This is a genomic window from Mycobacterium leprae TN, from assembly GCF_000195855.1.
GTDB lineage: Bacteria > Actinomycetota > Actinomycetes > Mycobacteriales > Mycobacteriaceae > Mycobacterium > Mycobacterium leprae.
In genome coordinates this window covers 55,658-72,862 of the sequence record NC_002677.1, presented here as the reverse complement: position 1 = coordinate 72,862, position 17,205 = coordinate 55,658, and the positions used below count along the sequence as shown (strand labels likewise).

Below are 17,205 nucleotides of genomic sequence, written 5' to 3'. Positions count from 1 at the left end.
AAAGTTGTCTTTGTGGAGAGTGACTTCGCCTAATTCCCCGACATCTTAAGTGGCATATTCGGTATGCCGCCTTTGGGTTTTAGCAACCTGATCCCCCTTAAGCAGGTTCCAGCGATGAGCCATCTAACGACAACCCTGATCAGGTGCCTCAACTCACCGAAAGTAGTGCTGGCGGGCGGCTCAACAGGCAGGCCTCATAAGGGGACAACATGAGGGTACCCGTATCAGCGATAACAAGAATGGCGGCGAAGAATGAGGAAGCCGGCGCGGGCACAGCCGGTGAAGAGCGCATTCCGATACAGGCAACCGGTGGAGACTCAACCGGAGAGACGGGTGCGCGCATCCTTTGACACCATCGGCAACTGCTCGACTAATAGGCCAAAACCCTAGCGAGCCAAGACCATAGATAGTAGGTAGAAAACGTACTTAGAGGAGGAGATAACTCATGACAGGAATTCTGGGCGTCATCTCGTCGTGGCTGCAAACGCAGGGCGGGATAAGTGACCCCCACCTCAGGCGAAGTCAAAACCTCGACCAGAAAAGGCACAGGGCTCCGCCAACAGGTCTTACAGACGAACGGGTCACAACCTTCACAATATGATTATGCTGAACACAACTAAAGACCACCCGCAATCAAAGACTTAAAGACCACCCGCAATCAAGCAAGCACAAACATCGCAGGGGTTTGTAGCTCGCTTGGTTTACGACTCTACTGCATGCTGCCGGCGGCCGCGGACCTAAACACCGATATATTCAGCGGCCAGACGCTAAATAAAACGGTTCATTGGTGACGTGACTATGTCCGGTCCGCTGGCTTCCGGTCGCGCTGGCCTCGTCAACGATGTGGTCGGCGTCGAAGTGACTACCGACGGTATGTTGACGGTATGTTATATGTTGGTAGTCACGGACCGATTGCACCTTGTAGCTTTCCCTACGGCACTCGGGATACGAATCAATGATTCCTCAGACAGGAACTACCAGCCGTGGTCTGGAAACGGGTGCAATGTGACCTTGCCTCCCAGGGAATTCAGGGACGCTAACGGCCAACCTTACCCGAAGTTGGCAGCGATGGCAGATACGTCTAACCGGCCGGACCGGGAGTGGAGACTCGGTAGTGGCGTCGCAATGTTGGCAACAACAACCGGACCGGGAGTGGAGACTCGGTAGTGGCGTCGCAATGTTGGCAACAACAAATGGTGCACCTTCGTTGTGTGCCGCAGGGGCGACCGCCATGTCGTCATCGCGGCGCGCGATAGGACGACATGCTGATACTACAGTTAATGGCTCTACAGATCAGCCAGGCCAGCATGGTGACCACCATGCTGGACCCTGCAGAGTCTGCAAATGTCCAACCGCTGACCGGCATAGCCAAAAAACTAGCCGAGTACAGAACCGCAGCCCAGTTGGTCGGACAAGGTGTCCAACCGAGCTCAGCCTGCATCTATGGCAAGTTCCTCAGGAACCCGTCCAACTGGTTGGCGATCATCGTTACTCAACGCCCGCCGGGAGGCACGACAACATACACGGACACAGCTGTAAGGGGTTCTCGACTCCGCGCAGGGCAGGTTGGTGTCGCGCTGCCCCGTCGGGTTGGTAACGAACTGTACGGGAGCTTCCTGTCGGGCATTCAGCAAAACCTACAGGTCGCCTTCAACAACCTGATGGAGCTGCTACCAGCGGGCTCCTGGTTAGATCACGTTTACGACACTCCTTCCAGAGGTAACTTCCTTCTTACTCTTCGTGCTGCGATTTTAGAAAGGGACTCCACAGTGAACCTGCTCGGGAATGACGACGATAATCACTTGGCAAGCCTAGATTTCTACAGCGCCAACCGCTACTACGAGGAGTCGTTGTTTTTCGACGAGCTCGATGGTTATGCGCCGACAACGCCAGTGGGCATCGAAGCCAACGATCTAGACGTCTTCCAATCTCTGACTGAACCGGAGGAGGAGCTTGAGGTCGAGCTACTCGCGGTGACGAACCCCGCCAAGTCGGTGTCGGCACTCATGAACGGCAGAGTCCACCAGGTTGAGCTGACCGACCAAGTGACTCGGATTGGCGAAAAGAAGCCCGCAACAGAGGCCTTTGTCCTTGCTAGCTTGGCTCGGCAGAAGGCGCGAACCTCCCAGGGCACTTGCATACTCGACAGCCTCCAAGGCGGCGGAGAAAACACAACCGCCAGATGTGAACTAGTAGGGCTGACCCTAAATTTGCCCACGTCGGAACAGGCTGCTGCAGAAGCAGAAATGTTCTCCAACAATATACTTCGGCAAAAATGATTGATCGCCTGGGCAGCCTATTCGAAAGCGCCGCCAGCATGTTGCCCATGTCGGAGGCGCGATCGTTTGAGCTGTTCACCGAAATCACGAATTACGACGAGACTGCCTGCGACGCATGGATCGGCCGGATCCGCTGCGGCGACACCGACCGAGTGACACTGTTTCGTGCCTGGTATTCGCGAAGGAACTTCGGGCAGTTGTCGGGATCTGTCCAGATCCCGATGACCACCCTCAACGCCAGAGTTCCCATCGGAGGGCTATACGGCGACATCACTTACCCGGTCACTTCTCCGCTAGCTATCACTATGGGTTTCGCCGCGTGCGAAGCGGCTCAAGGTAACTTCGCCGACGCTATGGAAGCGATTGATGCCACTTCGATCACCGGCTCCGAACATCTAGTGGCCTGGCTCAAGGCGGTGGTCTACGGCGCAGCCGAACGATGGACCGACGTGATCGACGAAGTCAAGGGTGCCGGGAAATGGCCGGACAAGTTCCTAGCTGGCGCCGCTGGCGTCGCACATGGAGTAGCAGCTGCCAACCTCGGTTTGTTCACCGAGGCCGAACGTCGACTTACCGAGGCGAATGACTCCCCGGCCGGCGAAGCGTGTGCACGCTCCATCGCTTGGTATCTAGCAATGGCACGGCGCAGCCAGGGCAATGAAGACGCTGCGGTGGCGCTGCTGGAATGGTTGCAGACCACCCACCCGGAAAGTAAAGTGTCTGCGGCGCTAAAGGATCCGTCCTATCGCCTGACGACAACGACTGCCGAACAGATCGCCGCCCGCGCGGACCCGTGGGATCCGAGCAGTGTGGTTACCGACAACTCCGATCGAGACAGACTGCTCACCCAGGCGCAGGCCGAGCTGGACAGGCAGATTGGGCTCACCAGGGTTAAAACCCAGATAGAGAGGTACCGGGCCGCAACGATGATGGCGAAGGTTCGCGCTGCCAAAGGCATGAAAGTGGCGCAGCCAAGCAAACACATGATTTTCACTGGGCCACCCGGTACCGGCAAGACTACTATCGCGCGGGTGGTGGCCAATATTCTGGCCGGATTGGGTGTCATCTCGGAACCAAAGCTGGTCGAAACGTCACGCAAAGATTTCGTCGCCGAATACGAAGGACAGTCAGCAGTCAAAGCCGCCAAGACAATCGATCTTGCCCTCGGCGGCGTGTTATTCATCGACGAAGCCTACGCACTGGTGCAGGAACGGGACGGGCGCACCGATCCGTTCGGACAAGAGGCGCTGGACACCCTGCTGGCGCGGATGGAAAACGACCGCGATCGACTGGTGGTGATCATCGCCGGCTACAGCTCCGATATCGATCGGCTTCTGGAAACCAACGAAGGTCTGCGATCGCGCTTCGCGACTCGAATCGAATTCGATACCTATTCCCCTGATGAGCTTCTCGAAATCGCGAAAGTCATTGCAACTGATGCCGATTCATCGTTGAGTGCAGAAGCGAGCAAGAATCTGCTGGAAGCGGCTAAGCAGTTAGCCCAGCGGACTTTGCGCGGCAGACCCGCCCTCGACGTTGCCGGCAACGGTCGCTACGCGCGACAATTGGTGGAAGCCGCTGAACAGTGTCGTGACATGCGGCTGGCTCGGGGTGTCGACATCGAGCAACTGGATGTGGACCGACTGCAGGAGATCAACGGCTCAGACATGGCCGAGGCGATCGCCACGGTGCACGCACACCTCAACATAAGAGAGTGAACCATGGGGCTTCGCCTGACCACCAAGGTTCAGGTCAGCGGCTGGCGCTTCCTGCTTCGCAGGGTTGAGCATGCCATCGTGCGGCGCGACACTCGGATGTTCGACGACCCGCTGCAGTTCTACAGTCGCTCGATCGCCCTTGGCATCGTTGTTGCGGTTGCGCTCCTGATAGGCGCCGTCCTGCTGGCGTACTTCAAACCACAGGGCAAGCTAGGTGCCAGCACCCTTCTGACCGATCGGGCAACCAATCAGCTCTACGTGCTCTTGTCCGGGCATCTGTATCCAGTGTACAACTTGACCTCGGCGCGACTGGCGCTGGGCAAACCGGCTAACCCAGCTGCCGTGAAGTCCAGCGAATTGACCAAGCTGCCTATAGGTCAGACCATCGGAATCCCTGGTGCACCCTACGCCACGCCTGTTTCAGGGGATTCCTCGTCAACCTGGACCTTGTGCGACACCGTCGCCAAGATCGAGAGCGAATCGCCGGCGGTGCAGACTTCGGTTATAGCTCGATCACTACAGATCGACCCTGCGATAAATCCATTGCAACCGAACGAAGCGCTACTGGCGTCATACCGGGACAAAACGTGGCTAGTTAACTCAAAAGGGCGGCACTCCATCGATCTGGCCGACCGGGCCCTAACCTCGGCCATAGGAATATCGGTAAACGTTAAGCCAACCCCACTCTCTGAGGGCCTGTTCAACGCACTACCCGACGTCGGCAGGTGGGAGCTGCCGACGATTCCTGACACTGGAGCACCTAATTCGCTGGGGTTATCCCCAGACCTCGTAATTGGGTCGGTGTTCCAAATCCAAATGGAAAAGAGCCCACAGTACTACGTGGTACTCTCCGACGGCATCGCCCAGGTGAATGCCACCACCGCTGATGCGTTGCGCGCTACCCAGTCGCATGGACTGGTAGCGCCTCCATCACTGGTACCAAACGTGGTCGTCCAGATTCCCGAACGGGTCTACGACTCGCCACTGCCCGATGAACCACTCAAGATGGTGGCCCGGGACGACTACCCAACGCTGTGTTGGGCATGGGAACGCAAAGCCAGTGATCAGGCGCCGAAGAGAACCATGTTGATTGGTCAGCATCTGCCACTACAGCCGTCAGCCATGAGCACAGGTATAAAACAGATCCGTGGGACAGCAACCGTCTATATTGATGGTGGCAGATACGTGGCGCTACAGTCTCCAGACCCCCGGTACAGTGAATCCCTGTACTACGTTGATCCGGAGGGAGTACGTTACGGCCTGGCGAACTCGGAGGCGGTGAAGGCGCTGGGCCTCGCTTCACCGCAGACAGCGCCCTGGGTGATCGTTCGTCTTCTGGTGGAGGGGCCTGTGCTCTCCAGAGACGCAGCTCTGTTAGAGCACGATACGCTGATCGCGGACCCAAGCCCACGGAAAGTACCAGCCGGCTACTCTGGAGTGAGGCCATGACGACGAAAAAGTTCACCCCGACTATCACCCGCGGACCGCGATTGACACCGGGCGAGATCAACATCACGCCGCCCGATGACCTCGGTCTTGAGATCCCACCATCGGGTATACAGAAGATTCTTCCCTATGTGATGGTCGGTTGCATAGTCGGCATGATCGCGATCATGGTGCTTGGCGGCACCAAGCAACTCTCGCCGTACATGCTGATGATGCCAATCATGATGGTCATGATGATGGCCGGCGGCAGTGGTGGGGGGGGTGGTGGTAAAAAGGTTCCTGAGATCAACGCCGACCGTAAGGAATACTTGCGCTATCTGGCCGGACTACGCGCTCGGGTGACATCCTCGGCCGCTTCGCAGGTGGCGTTCTTCAGTTATCACGCGCCCCACCCCCAAGATCTGCTGTCGATCGTAGGCACACAGCGGCAGTGGTCCCGGCCAGCGAACGCCGACTTCTACGCAGCTACCCGCATCGGTGTCGGCGACCAACCCGCTGTGGATCGATTGCTGAAACCAGCCGTCGGCGGGGAACTGACAGCGAGCGGTGCAGCGCCTCAGCCGTTCCTGGAACCGGTCAGCCACATGTGGGTAGTCAAATTTTTGCGGACCCACGGGCTGGTGCACGACTGCCCGAAACTGCTGCAAATGCGTACATTTCCGACAATCGCTGTCGGCGGAGACACGGCTGGGGCGGGCGGATTACTGACCGCGATGATCTGTCACCTGGCCGTGTTCCATCCGCCGGACCTGCTGCAAATTCGGGTTCTCACCGAGAAACCCGACGATCCCAACTGGTCCTGGCTGAAATGGCTGCCGCACATTCAGCACCCGACGGAAACCGACGCCGCCGGGGCGGCCCGAATGATCTTCACCCGCAGTGACAGTCTGGCCGATCTGATGTCGCGCGGTCCGCATGCACCCGATTCGCTGCCCGGTGGCCCCTACGTCATCCTCGTGGATCTGACCGGTGGCAAGGCGGGTTTCCCGCCCGACGGCAGAGCTGGTGTCACAGTGATCACGCTCGGCAATCACCGCAGCTCGACCTACCGCATTAGAGTCAACAAGAACGGGACCGCCGACGACCGATTGCCTGGCCAAAGTTTCCGTCAAGTGACTTCGACCGTCGACCACCTCTCTAAGGCAGAAGCCACCCGTATCGCTCGGAAGTTAGCCGGATGGTCGATCACCGGCACCATCCTCGATAAAACGTCGCGCGTACAGAAGAAAGTGGCGACCGAATGGCACCAGCTAGTTGGTGCCAACACTGTCGAAGAGGTGCTACCGAGCCGCTGGCGGATGTATACCGACAATGACCGGGACCGCCTCAAGATCCCTTTTGGGCACGAATTCAAGACCGGCAATATCATGTACCTGGATATCAAGGAAGGCGCCGAGTTCGGCGGCGGACCGCACGGCATGCTGATCGGGACCACGGGATCAGGAAAATCTGAATTCCTTCGTACCCTGATCTTGTCATTGGTCGCAATGACACACCCGAACCAGGTGAACCTCTTGCTTACCGACTTCAAAGGCGGTTCTACATTCCTGGGAATGGAGAAGCTTCCACACACCGCTGCTGTCGTCACAAACATGGCCGAGGAAGCCGAACTGGTAAGCCGAATGGGTGAAGTGTTGACCGGCGAACTTGACCGACGCCAGAACATCCTTCGACAAGCCGGCACCCTAGTCGGCGCGGCTGGCGCGCTCTCCGGGGTGGCCGAATACGAGAAGTACCGGGAGCGAGGCGCCAACCTAGCACCGCTACCAACACTTTTCGTCGTCGTAGACGAGTTCGCCGAGTTGCTGCAAAGTCACCCCGACTTCATCGGACTGTTCGACCGGATTTGCCGCGTCGGGAGGTCACTACGCGTGCATCTGTTGCTGGCCACCCAGTCGCTGCAAACTGGCGGGGTGCGCATCGACAAACTAGAACCCAACCTGACCTACCGCATCGCGCTGCGCACCACCAGCTCGGCAGAGTCCAAGGCGGTGATCGGAACCCCAGAAGCGCAGTACATCACCAACAAGGAAAGCGGCGTCGGATTTCTCCGGATTGGCATGGAGGACCCCGTCAAGTTCAGTTCCCTGTACACCGGTATCCCCTTCGTTCCGGCGATCGCAACGGAAACCAACGGTGACAGTAGTCCGTCCAGTCCGTGGGCTAGCCGGAAAAAGGTGCATATCTACGAATTCACCGCCGCTCCAATCCTCGAATCGACGACAACGTCATGATCCACGCTAGCTACGATGCAGTGGGGCACCACCTGTTTGCGGTAGGCGAAGCGATGGGGGAGTAACGGCGCCAATGACTGCCGAACCGGAAGTACGCGCGCTTCGCGAGGTAGTACTCGAGCAACTCGGCACCGGTGAATCCCTTGCATACAAGATGTGGTTGCCACCGCTGCTCGATCCGTTACCACTGAATGAACTCATAGAGCGTGACAGCAACAGACATCCGCTGCACTTTGCGTTGGGCATCATGGATGAGCCGCGGCGGCACCGCCAGGACATCTGGGGCGTTGATCTTTCCGGGGCGGGCGGCAACATTGGCATCGGGGGCGCGCCGCAAACCGGGAAGACAACCCTTCTGCAGACCATGGTGATGTCAGCGGCTGCCACGCACTCACCGCGGGACGTCCAGTTCTACTGCATCGATCTCGGTGGTGGCGGGCTGATCTACCTGGAAAACCTGCCGCACGTCGGCGGGGTAGCGAACCGATCAGAGCCCGACCGAATTAACCGAGTGATCGCCGAGGCGCAAGCCGTTATGCGTCAACGAGAAATCACCTTCAAAGAAAACCGGGTCGGCTCGATGGCAGCGTATCGGCAACTGCGCACGAACCGCAGCCATCCCGTCGCGGCCGACCCGTTCGGCGATGTATTTCTAATCATCGACGGTTGGTCAGCATTTACCAGTGAGTTTCCCGACCTCGAAGCGGCGGTCCAGGATCTAGCCGCACAGGGGCTTTCGTTCGGCGTCCACACGGTGATCACCACACCACGCTGGACAGAACTGCGGTCGCGCGTTCGTGACTACTTGGGCACCAAGATCGAATTCCGACTCGGCGACGTCAACGACACTCAGATCGACCGCATTGCTCGGGATATCCCGGCAAATCGTCCGGGCCGAGCCATTTCGGTTGAGAAGCACCACCTGATGATGGGGGTGCCTAGGTTCGACGGCGCGCACAGCGCCGACGACCTGGTGGACGCGATGACAGCCGGGGTGGCGCAAATCGCAGCTAAAACCACTGAACAAGCACCCAGGGTTCGGGTTCTGCCGTCGCAAGTATACCTGCAAGAGATCGACCCGAACCCGCCCGGACCGGATTCCGACTACCGCACCCGCTGGACGATTCCTGTCGGAGTACGCGAAACCGATCTGTCGGTGGCCTACGCTCACATGAGTTCGAATCCGCACTTACTGATCTTCGGGAACTCCAAATCGGGTAAGACACGCATCGTGCATGCGATCGCGCGAGCCATCTGTGCTCGGAACAGTCCGAAACAAGTGCGGTTCATGCTCGCCGACTACAGGTCGAGTTTGCTGGACGCAGTACCGGACAGCCACCTACTCGACGCGGGTGCGATCAACCGCAACAGTGCAAGCTTGGACGAGGCCATCCGAGCCCTGACGACTAACCTGAAGAAAAGGTTGCCACCGGCTGACCTGACAACCGCACAGGTGCGGTCGCGATCGTGGTGGAGCGGATTTGATGTGGTGCTGCTAGTCGACGATTGGCACATGATCGTCAGCGCGGCCGGCAGTGCACCGCCCATGGGCCCACTCGCCCCGTTATTGCCAGCGGCTCCGGATATCGGGTTGCATATTCTTGTCACCTGTTTGATGAGCCAGGCATACAAAGCAACTATGGACAAGTTCGTCGGCAGTGCATTCGGGGCGGGAGCTCCGACCATCTTCCTTTCTGGTGACAAGCAGGAATTCCCCTCCTCCGAGATCAAGGTCAAGCGACGGCCTCCTGGCCAGGCATTTATGGTCTCACCGGAGGCCAAAGAGGTTATCCAGGCGGTCTACGTCGATCCTCCAGAAGTCGATCCTCCAAAAGAAGTGTTCGCAGTACCACCAGCAAGCAGTTAAGATAATTTCATTACCCAACGGAGGAAACTGGCCACCGACAACCACACCAAAACGGGGACACGGCGAACTATTGGACTGTTTTTTCGGGGAGATACATTCCATGTCGCTCATGTCTATTCGCGAGTCAACAGTCGCGCTGACATGGTTGCGGTGTCGCAGTTTGACCCGACAAAACATCAATACATTGCAGACAGTAGGGAGCTGACAACATGACTTGGCCGATGTTGTGGCCCGCATCAGTCCCGAGCGAGTGTCCGCCGAATTATTGGCACACCCCAGCTCCCTCAGCGAAGTGTGAACCAGAGCAAGCAGCGGTGGCGCCGATTGCGGCTGCCAAGCCCATGATTACCTGGCTGCAATCCGCTGCAGAGCAGACAACCACGCAGGCCGAAGCGCACAGGCAAGCAATGGCAAGCACGCCGGGAATGGCCGTGATTACCGAAAACCACATCACCCAGGCAATCCTTGCCACCATCAACTTCTTTGGCATCAATATGGCGCCAATCGCCTTTACGGAAGCGGGCGATTTCATTTGCATGCGAACCCAGACCGCCTTAGCAATGAACTCCTACCAGGCGGAAACCCTGCTGAACACGGCTTTCCAAAAGCTTGAGCCAATGGCCGCGATCCTTAATCCGTCGAGCTACTCCCCGCCATCAGCCCTAACGTCCCAGGTGAACCAATTCACGCAGATGATATCCGGATTTTCCGCTGCCCTGCCTTCAACCCAGGTGCTGCAGCAAACGGTTGGGCAGGTCGCGGAGCTTGCTCGCCCGATGCAGCAGGTGAAGTCACTCTTCACCTCTATAGATAGCACTGGCGTTTACACGAGTGCCCAACGCGGCGACACGGAAAGCGCCCATCGCATTGGTCTTTTTGGTGCCAGTACACTATCCAGCCATCCTTTGGTCGGTATAACGGGCACAACCACCGACACAAGACTGCTGTGCGCGGAGTCGCTGCCCAGTGCGAGCGGGTCGTTGGCGTGGACACCGCTGATGACCCAGTTCCAGTTGATCGATAAGTCGATTGCGCCGGAGCCTCGGCAACGGGTGATGCTGCCCCCGTGGGCGGCAGGCTCTCCGGGGCACAACGCCCAAGACGGTGGAACGACCTGAACAGCTCTGGTAAGCCACCAGCACAACAGTTCGGGATGCCCAACGAGAACGATTGAGAGGACTGGGATGACGACCAGCACAACTGGTGAACACCCAAAATCACAAACTTCCCGGCGCCCGGGCCGGAAAGACTTGCCAGCATCTGGCGAGTAACAGCAAGAAAGAGAGTAGAACCAACATGGCAGAAATGATCACCGAGGCCGCGATCCTCACCCAGCAGGCAGCACAGTTCGATCAAATTGCGTCCGGCCTCAGCCAAGAACGGAACTTTGTTGACAGCATCGGACAGAGCTTTCAGAACACCTGGGAGGGCCAGGCCGCCTCGGCAGCCCTTGGTGCGTTGGGGCGCTTCGACGAAGCCATGCAAGACCAGATCAGACAGCTGGAAAGCATCGTCGATAAGCTGAACCGGTCCGGCGGCAACTACACCAAGACCGACGATGAAGCAAACCAATTGTTGTCCTCGAAGATGAACTTCTGATCCAATCACCAAGAACGGAGCATGAGATGATACAGGCGTGGCACTTTCCTGCCCTACAGGGTGCCGTCAACGAACTGCAAGGAAGCCAGAGCAGAATCGATGCGTTGCTCGAGCAATGCCAAGAATCGCTCACAAAGCTGCAGAGCTCGTGGCATGGTTCCGGTAACGAGTCCTATTCGTCAGTCCAACGACGTTTCAACCAGAACACCGAGGGAATAAACCATGCACTGGGCGACCTGGTGCAAGCAATCAATCACTCGGCTGAAACGATGCAACAGACCGAGGCAGGCGTCATGAGTATGTTCACCGGGTAGAATACCCACGCACGAGATCGGGGCGGGCTCTACTTCAAGGGATCTCGCCCTTTTCTCGTGTGTACTGGACCACACATCTGAAAGGCTCTCATGGCGGCCGATTATGACAAACTCTTTCGGCTTGACGATGGTGCCTACGCATCGCCAGATCAGGCAGCGGAGCAGTTATTCGACGATGCTCCACTATATCCGCCACCCATCATACCAACCTGTACTACGACGCCCAATGGTGAAGTTGCGTCCCCAATGCCGGATTGGTCAGAGCAGCTGCCGCCGAACCCCCCGGCTGCATCCAAATCTCCTCTGCCCCCGATGCCCATCGGCAGCTCGGTGCAACCCCCGCCGGCCTCATCCGAATCTCCGCGGGCCCCTATGCCAGTTAGCGCCCCTCCCCGTTCGCCAGCAGCATCGTTAATGCCAATCAGCGAACCTCCGCAATGGCCACCCGCGGAGGCACCCGAACATCAATTTGCTAAAGCCGAGCCCCCATCGGTCCCGATACCGATCAACGAGCCTTCCCCGGCCAAACCTGCAACGCCAATGCCGATGACGCCAATCGACGGATCCCAGCGAACGCCGGTCACCTCGCCTGAACCTTCTCTTGCTGAATTCGAAGCACAGCCTCCGGCTACACCCAAACCATCTTTGCTTCCGAGGCCAATGAGCAGTCCGCCTGAAGCGCCGCGTCCATCTGCGAACCAACATTCACGACACGCTCGCCGGGGTCACCACCATCGCGACGAAACCCAACAGGCCAACCCGGCATCAGCAACTGAGCCTATGATCGCGCCGCGCGCGAGGACAGCTGAACTGCGGCAGGCGCCCCACGCCGCAGCAGAGCCGGCTCCGACACAACATCTTACCAGACCTGATGGCCTGGTAAGTCACCGTACCGCACTGCACGATTCGACTGCGACATCCGCAATCGGCGTGCAGACAGGACGGAGCACCGGGGCCAAAAAGCCGAGCAAGGTGGTGGCTAAACGAGGGTGGCGGCATTGGGTCCATACCGTGACGCGGATAAACCTGGGCCTGTCACCAGACGAGCGCTACGAGCTGGATTTGCGCACGCGGGTACGTCGACCGCCCCGCGGTTCGTATCAGATCGGGATCTTGGGCCTCAAAGGCGGGGCCGGTAAGACGACCGTGACGGTTACTTTGGGCTCGATGTTCGCTCGGGTGCGTAACGACCGGATTCTGGTAGTTGACGCAGATACCAGCTGCGGAAACCTCGCCGACCGAGCGGGACGTTTTTCGGAAGCAAACATCGCTGATCTGCTGGCAGACAAAGATGTGAAGTCCTACAACGATATCCGCACGCACACCAGCGTAAATGCAGTCAATCTTGAAGTTCTCCCCGCAGCGGAATACAGCACAGCCCAACACGCCCTGAGCGGAGAGGACTGGAATTTCGCTGCCGCGACAGTATCAAAGTACTACAATGTAATGTTGGCCGACTGCGGGGTCGGTTTGTTCGACCCGGTCACCCGCGGTGTGCTCTCGACAGCGTCCGGGGTGGTGATCGTTACCAGCACGTCGGTCGACGCCGCCCGGCAAGCTGCGATTGCCTTGGACTGGCTACGCCATAACGGTTATCAAGACTTATTGAGTCGTGCATGTGTGGTGATTAACCACGTCATGCCGAAAGAGCCCAACATCGCTAGCAAAGATTTAGTGCAACAATTCGAACAACAAATTCAACCCGGCCGGGTTGTGGTACTGCCTTGGGACAAGCACATCGCAGCCGGAACCGAAATTCGACTCGACCGGCTCGACCCCCTCTACCGGCGCCGGATCCTCGAACTGGCCGCAGCACTGTCCGACGATTTTGAGAGAGCTGGACGTCATTGAGCGCGCCTGCTGTAACTGCTGGCCCGGCCACTGCCGGGATCACTCCTGCGCGACCTTCCGCGACCCGGGTGACGATTCTTACTGGCAAACGTATGACCGACCTGGTGCTGCCCTCGACGGTGTCGATCGAGGCCTACATTGATGAAACCGTAGCGGTGCTATCCGACCTGCTCGAAGACGCACCGGCGGATGTCCTGGCGGGCTTCGACTTTTCCGCCCAGGGTGTGTGGACATTTGCCCGGCCCGGATCGCCACCCATGAAACTCGACCAGTCGCTCGATGATGCCGGGGTTGTCGACGGGTCGCTGTTGACCCTGGTGTCAACGAGTCGCACAGAACGGTATCGGCCGCTGGTCGAAGACGTCATCGACGCGATCGCAGTGCTCAACGAATCGCCAGAGTTCAATCGCAAGGCGGTGGACCGTTTTATCGGGGTGGCAATCCCCGTCTTGAGCCTGCCGATCACTGCCGTCGCGGTGTGGGCCTGGTGGGTAACCGGGCGCAGCCCATTCTGGTCGCTGGCGATCGGCATCCTGAGCATCGTTGCGCTGACCGGCAGCATCGTCGCCGAAAAATTCTACAAAAATCTGGATCTTTCTGAGAGCCTGCTGCTCACTTCGTACCCGCTGATCGCCAGTGCCGCGGCGTTGGTCACCCCGCTACCAAATGGGGTCGACTCGTTGGGGCCGCCGCAGGTTGCTGCTGCTGCGGCGGCTGTCCTGTTTTTAACCCTGCTGACCCGGGGAGGCGCCCGACGGCATTCTGGCTACGCCTCGTTCACCGCGATCACCACGATCGCGATCGTGGTGATCGCCATTGCGTACGGCTTTGGCTACCAGCACTGGGTGCCGACCGGGGCAGTTGCCTTCGGGCTGTTCATCGTGACGAACGCAGCCAAGCTGACCGTTGCCGTCGCCCGGATCGCTCTACCACCGATACCCGTTCCCGGCGAGACCGTAGACAACGAAGAATTGCTTGATCCCGTTGTCACTCCGCACGAGGCTACTCATGAAGAGACGCCAACCTGGCAGGCCATCATCGCTTCCGTGCCTGACTCCGCGGTGCGGCTTACCGAACGCAGCTCCTTGGCCAAACGGTTGCTGATCGGTTACGTCATATCCGGCACCCTAATTTTGTGTTCCGGTGCTATCGCGGTGATCGTGCGCGGACACTTCTTCGCACATAGCTTAGTGGTGGCGTTTCTGCTAACGGTGGTGTGCACGTTTCGGTCGCGACTCTACGCCGAGCGTTGGTGCGCATGGGCGCTACTGGCAGCCGCCGTTGTGATTCCGACCGGGTTGACCGTCAAGCTATGTATCTGGTACACGCAGATTGCCTGGCTATTGCTGACCAGCTACCTGGTGGCAGCCATTATTGCACTGATGGTATTTGGAGCAACGGTCAGGGTTCGTCGTGTTTCACCGGTGACGAAGCGGATTATGGAATTGATCGACGGCGCGGTGGTCGCATCCATCATTCCGCTGCTGTTGTGGATCGCCGGCGTTTACGATATGGTCCGCAACCTAAGCTTTTAGCGGTGACCGTAGTATTGCGATATTGGCGAGAGTGCGGCAATTCAGTGGTGCCAAGTCCGGTAAATTTCCTCAAGTGCAACCCAGAGCATGCCCGGCGATGTCTGCACCATTGGCTATCGCTCCTTCCGGCCTGGATGCAGCAAGGGCCAAACCAGGCAACCTGGTGTTCCCGGTGCCTCCGTCGCCGATCATAGCGACCGGAACCGATTCGACTGGCGTCCGCGATCAACACCACGATGCCCAGGATTGGGATTGAATCACTGGTGGTCGACGACGACTTGCCTACGGTTAACAGCTGCTCCCCTTACCAAGATAGTGTCCAACATATCCGCTGCAGCGGATGTATATACGAAAGCAAATCAGGCGCTGGGCGACGAGTTGAAGTAATTTCTCTTCGGATCGGCTGGCGCCGCGGTTGGAGCCAGTACGGCATTAGACCCAACAAGTCAGTCCGGCAGAGGAGGTATGGGGGGCGATAGTTTTGTCGCTATTATCAGAATTCTCGCCAGAGTTAGATCAGATGGCTGACCTCTTTATGAGAGGTCAGCTTCAACACAACTTGTCCGAACTGGCCCCGACGAACTCTTTGCCACCACACCGCAACTAAACTTAGATTGCCCCGCAGACCAATCAAATGGTTCAACAGATATCGCCATAATTATGCAAAACCGAGTTCCATTCGAGTTGCACAGCAAGGTGGCTTTCAGTGCACCACTCAAGGCGGAGCAACGCCGGAGCAAATGATAGGCAAAACGAGAAGGACGGCGAGGATAACACTGCTACATCGGGTCCCTACCGGTCGGTTGCTGTTGCCACCGGTAGGGACCCCGAAGAGCGGCTCCGCTGGAAGAGTAACTGAGTGCGCCGCAGTGAGCCGATATAGGCCACGCTGGATAGCATCGTGACTAAGCGTCTGGTAAGCCAGGCCGGCGCCGGAAAAACTGGGAACCAGCGGGCTGAGCCCGCCGCAGCTGCCAACTCCAACATTAGCTCCGACGACCCCATAAGTTTGATCTTCGAGCGGATAGGCTACTCCAGCCGGTGGTCATGACGTCACCGTACAGACGGCAACGCCGCCCCTATCGGCTAGTAGGAGGTTCCAATATGCCTCTGCCACAAGAATTCTCACGATTACGGCGGCCAAGGCAACCGGATTCATCGTCTCGGCTGTTGCCGGCTTTGGCCTGGGACGTGTCAGACATGGCGCTGCCAAACAACCCGACGACGTATTGCCAGTACAGCCAGTTGCGTATACAGGCCAGCCCGTAACTGTAGGCCACCACGGTTTTCTTTCGGTCAGTGGTACCCAGGTCGTTATCCGAAAAATCCAAAGTCACCCAGACCAGGGCGATAAGGCGCGTTTAGCGCAGTCACTACGCGTCGCGCCAACGCCACCAGATCAGACTTAGCAGTGCGGAGGGTGGCTGCGCCAGTCACGGCGTCCCGCACGACCCGCACCGTCAAAACCGTAACCGATACGGCCGAGCGCCAAATCAGGTGACTCGCTGTCAGGCGTGTCGTGCGCGACGCCACATTACGAGCGATAAGCGTTGATGTGTGCTTGGCGGTTTGGTGTGCAAGTGCCGACCGCACGGCGGGTACACCTACGCCACTGGCTTAGGTGGGCACCACATCAATTGATGTGTCCTCTGCTCGCGCCCCAAGTTGGGGTTTATGATCGACTTACCCTATCGGAAGCTAGCGTATAGTCCGTCTTCGCCGGTCTCATATGGGAAAGTCGTGTCCCGGGGATGTCAAACATCGACCCCGGAGGATTCCTGGAGTGACCAGGATACTGGTCACTCCAGGAATCAACATTGTGATGAAATGCCGGAGTTGGTCTCGGGAGGTTCGGTGTGGTGACCGGGTTCTCGACTGCCAGCGTTGGGATGTCTGGGGTAGTGATTTCTGCTCGGGCAGATTTTTCAAAGCATGGTTAGACGGCTTCCAGTTCTTCGATACCCACCATGACCCACTCGGTGGCGTCGGAGACAACGCTGACATTGGCCACGTGGTCAAGTTACCCCATTCATTAATTGCAACGGCACGCTCGTCGAAGTCCGTCTCAACGTCATTCTCTGGAAGATGATTCCCCAGGATCCTGTCGACATTGTTATCAATATCCGAATTAGTTTGCGCAATTAATCCAGTCTATCCTACTACCAGGGGAAGCACCGTTGCGAGATAATCCTGCAACATCATCAATTTCTTGACATTCGCTCCGTTAGCGGAGTCTGCAAGCGTTAAAGATTCCTCCAAGGACGCCATTGTCTAAGACTAGAACTTTAGCTGTACTGGACAGTCTCCAAAACATCGGTAATCTTCCAACACAACTTAATTGAATTCTTGTGTTCGGTCATTG

At 58.0% G+C, this 17,205-nt stretch carries 12 protein-coding genes and 1 pseudogene; 12 read left to right on the top strand and 1 reads right to left on the bottom strand.

Going from position 1 to position 17,205, the window contains the following annotated elements:
• Window positions 1-798: 798 nt before the first annotated feature.
• From ML_RS00265 to ML_RS00205, 12 genes and pseudogenes are all read left to right on the top strand, one after another.
• A pseudogene (locus ML_RS00265) lies at window positions 799-1,721 on the top strand (ESX secretion-associated protein EspG); the annotation flags it as partial.
• 554 nt (window positions 1,722-2,275) lie between these two features.
• Complete coding sequence (eccA, locus tag ML_RS00255; RefSeq protein WP_010907493.1) at window positions 2,276-3,997, top strand: type VII secretion AAA-ATPase EccA; 1,722 nt, start codon at window positions 2,276-2,278, stop codon at window positions 3,995-3,997.
• A gap of 3 nt (window positions 3,998-4,000) precedes the next feature.
• A complete protein-coding gene (gene eccB / locus ML_RS00250) occupies window positions 4,001-5,446 on the top strand; it encodes a type VII secretion protein EccB (protein ID WP_010907492.1) in 1,446 nt (481 codons plus the stop codon).
• Window positions 5,443-7,677, top strand: a complete 2,235-nt coding sequence (gene eccCa / locus ML_RS00245) for a type VII secretion protein EccCa (protein ID WP_010907491.1) — start codon at window positions 5,443-5,445, stop codon at window positions 7,675-7,677. Before eccB ends, eccCa begins: the two co-directional genes overlap by 4 nt.
• Window positions 7,678-7,750: 73 nt before the next feature.
• Window positions 7,751-9,544, top strand: a complete 1,794-nt coding sequence (eccCb, locus tag ML_RS00240) for a type VII secretion protein EccCb (protein WP_010907490.1) — start codon at window positions 7,751-7,753, stop codon at window positions 9,542-9,544.
• A 314-nt stretch (window positions 9,545-9,858) separates the two neighbouring features.
• Window positions 9,859-10,662, top strand: a complete 804-nt coding sequence (locus tag ML_RS00235) for a PPE domain-containing protein (RefSeq protein ID WP_197533039.1) — start codon at window positions 9,859-9,861, stop codon at window positions 10,660-10,662.
• A 178-nt stretch (window positions 10,663-10,840) separates the two neighbouring features.
• Window positions 10,841-11,143, top strand: a complete 303-nt coding sequence (locus tag ML_RS00230; RefSeq protein ID WP_010907488.1) for a WXG100 family type VII secretion target — start codon at window positions 10,841-10,843, stop codon at window positions 11,141-11,143.
• A 26-nt stretch (window positions 11,144-11,169) separates the two neighbouring features.
• A complete protein-coding gene (locus ML_RS00225) occupies window positions 11,170-11,457 on the top strand; it encodes a WXG100 family type VII secretion target (RefSeq protein WP_010907487.1) in 288 nt (95 codons plus the stop codon).
• A gap of 90 nt (window positions 11,458-11,547) precedes the next feature.
• The gene (locus tag ML_RS00220) at window positions 11,548-13,308 is read left to right on the top strand and encodes a MinD/ParA family ATP-binding protein (protein WP_010907486.1); all 1,761 of its coding nucleotides are present in this window, start codon (window positions 11,548-11,550) and stop codon (window positions 13,306-13,308) included.
• Window positions 13,305-14,843 (top strand): type VII secretion integral membrane protein EccD, encoded by a 1,539-nt coding sequence (gene eccD / locus ML_RS00215; RefSeq protein WP_010907485.1) that lies wholly within the window; start codon window positions 13,305-13,307, stop codon window positions 14,841-14,843. The genes ML_RS00220 and eccD overlap by 4 nt, the downstream gene beginning before the upstream one ends.
• Window positions 14,844-14,940: 97 nt before the next feature.
• The gene (locus ML_RS00210) at window positions 14,941-15,099 is read left to right on the top strand and encodes a hypothetical protein (protein ID WP_156511936.1); all 159 of its coding nucleotides are present in this window, start codon (window positions 14,941-14,943) and stop codon (window positions 15,097-15,099) included.
• 645 nt (window positions 15,100-15,744) lie between these two features.
• Entirely contained in the window at window positions 15,745-15,894 is a 150-nt protein-coding gene (locus tag ML_RS00205) for a hypothetical protein (protein WP_156511937.1), read from the top strand.
• 263 nt (window positions 15,895-16,157) lie between these two features.
• On the opposite strand, the gene ML_RS17135 is transcribed toward ML_RS00205, so the two are convergent.
• Window positions 16,158-16,292, bottom strand: coding sequence for a hypothetical protein (locus ML_RS17135; protein WP_269147045.1), 135 nt, complete (start codon window positions 16,290-16,292; stop codon window positions 16,158-16,160).
• Window positions 16,293-17,205: the final 913 nt, after the last annotated feature.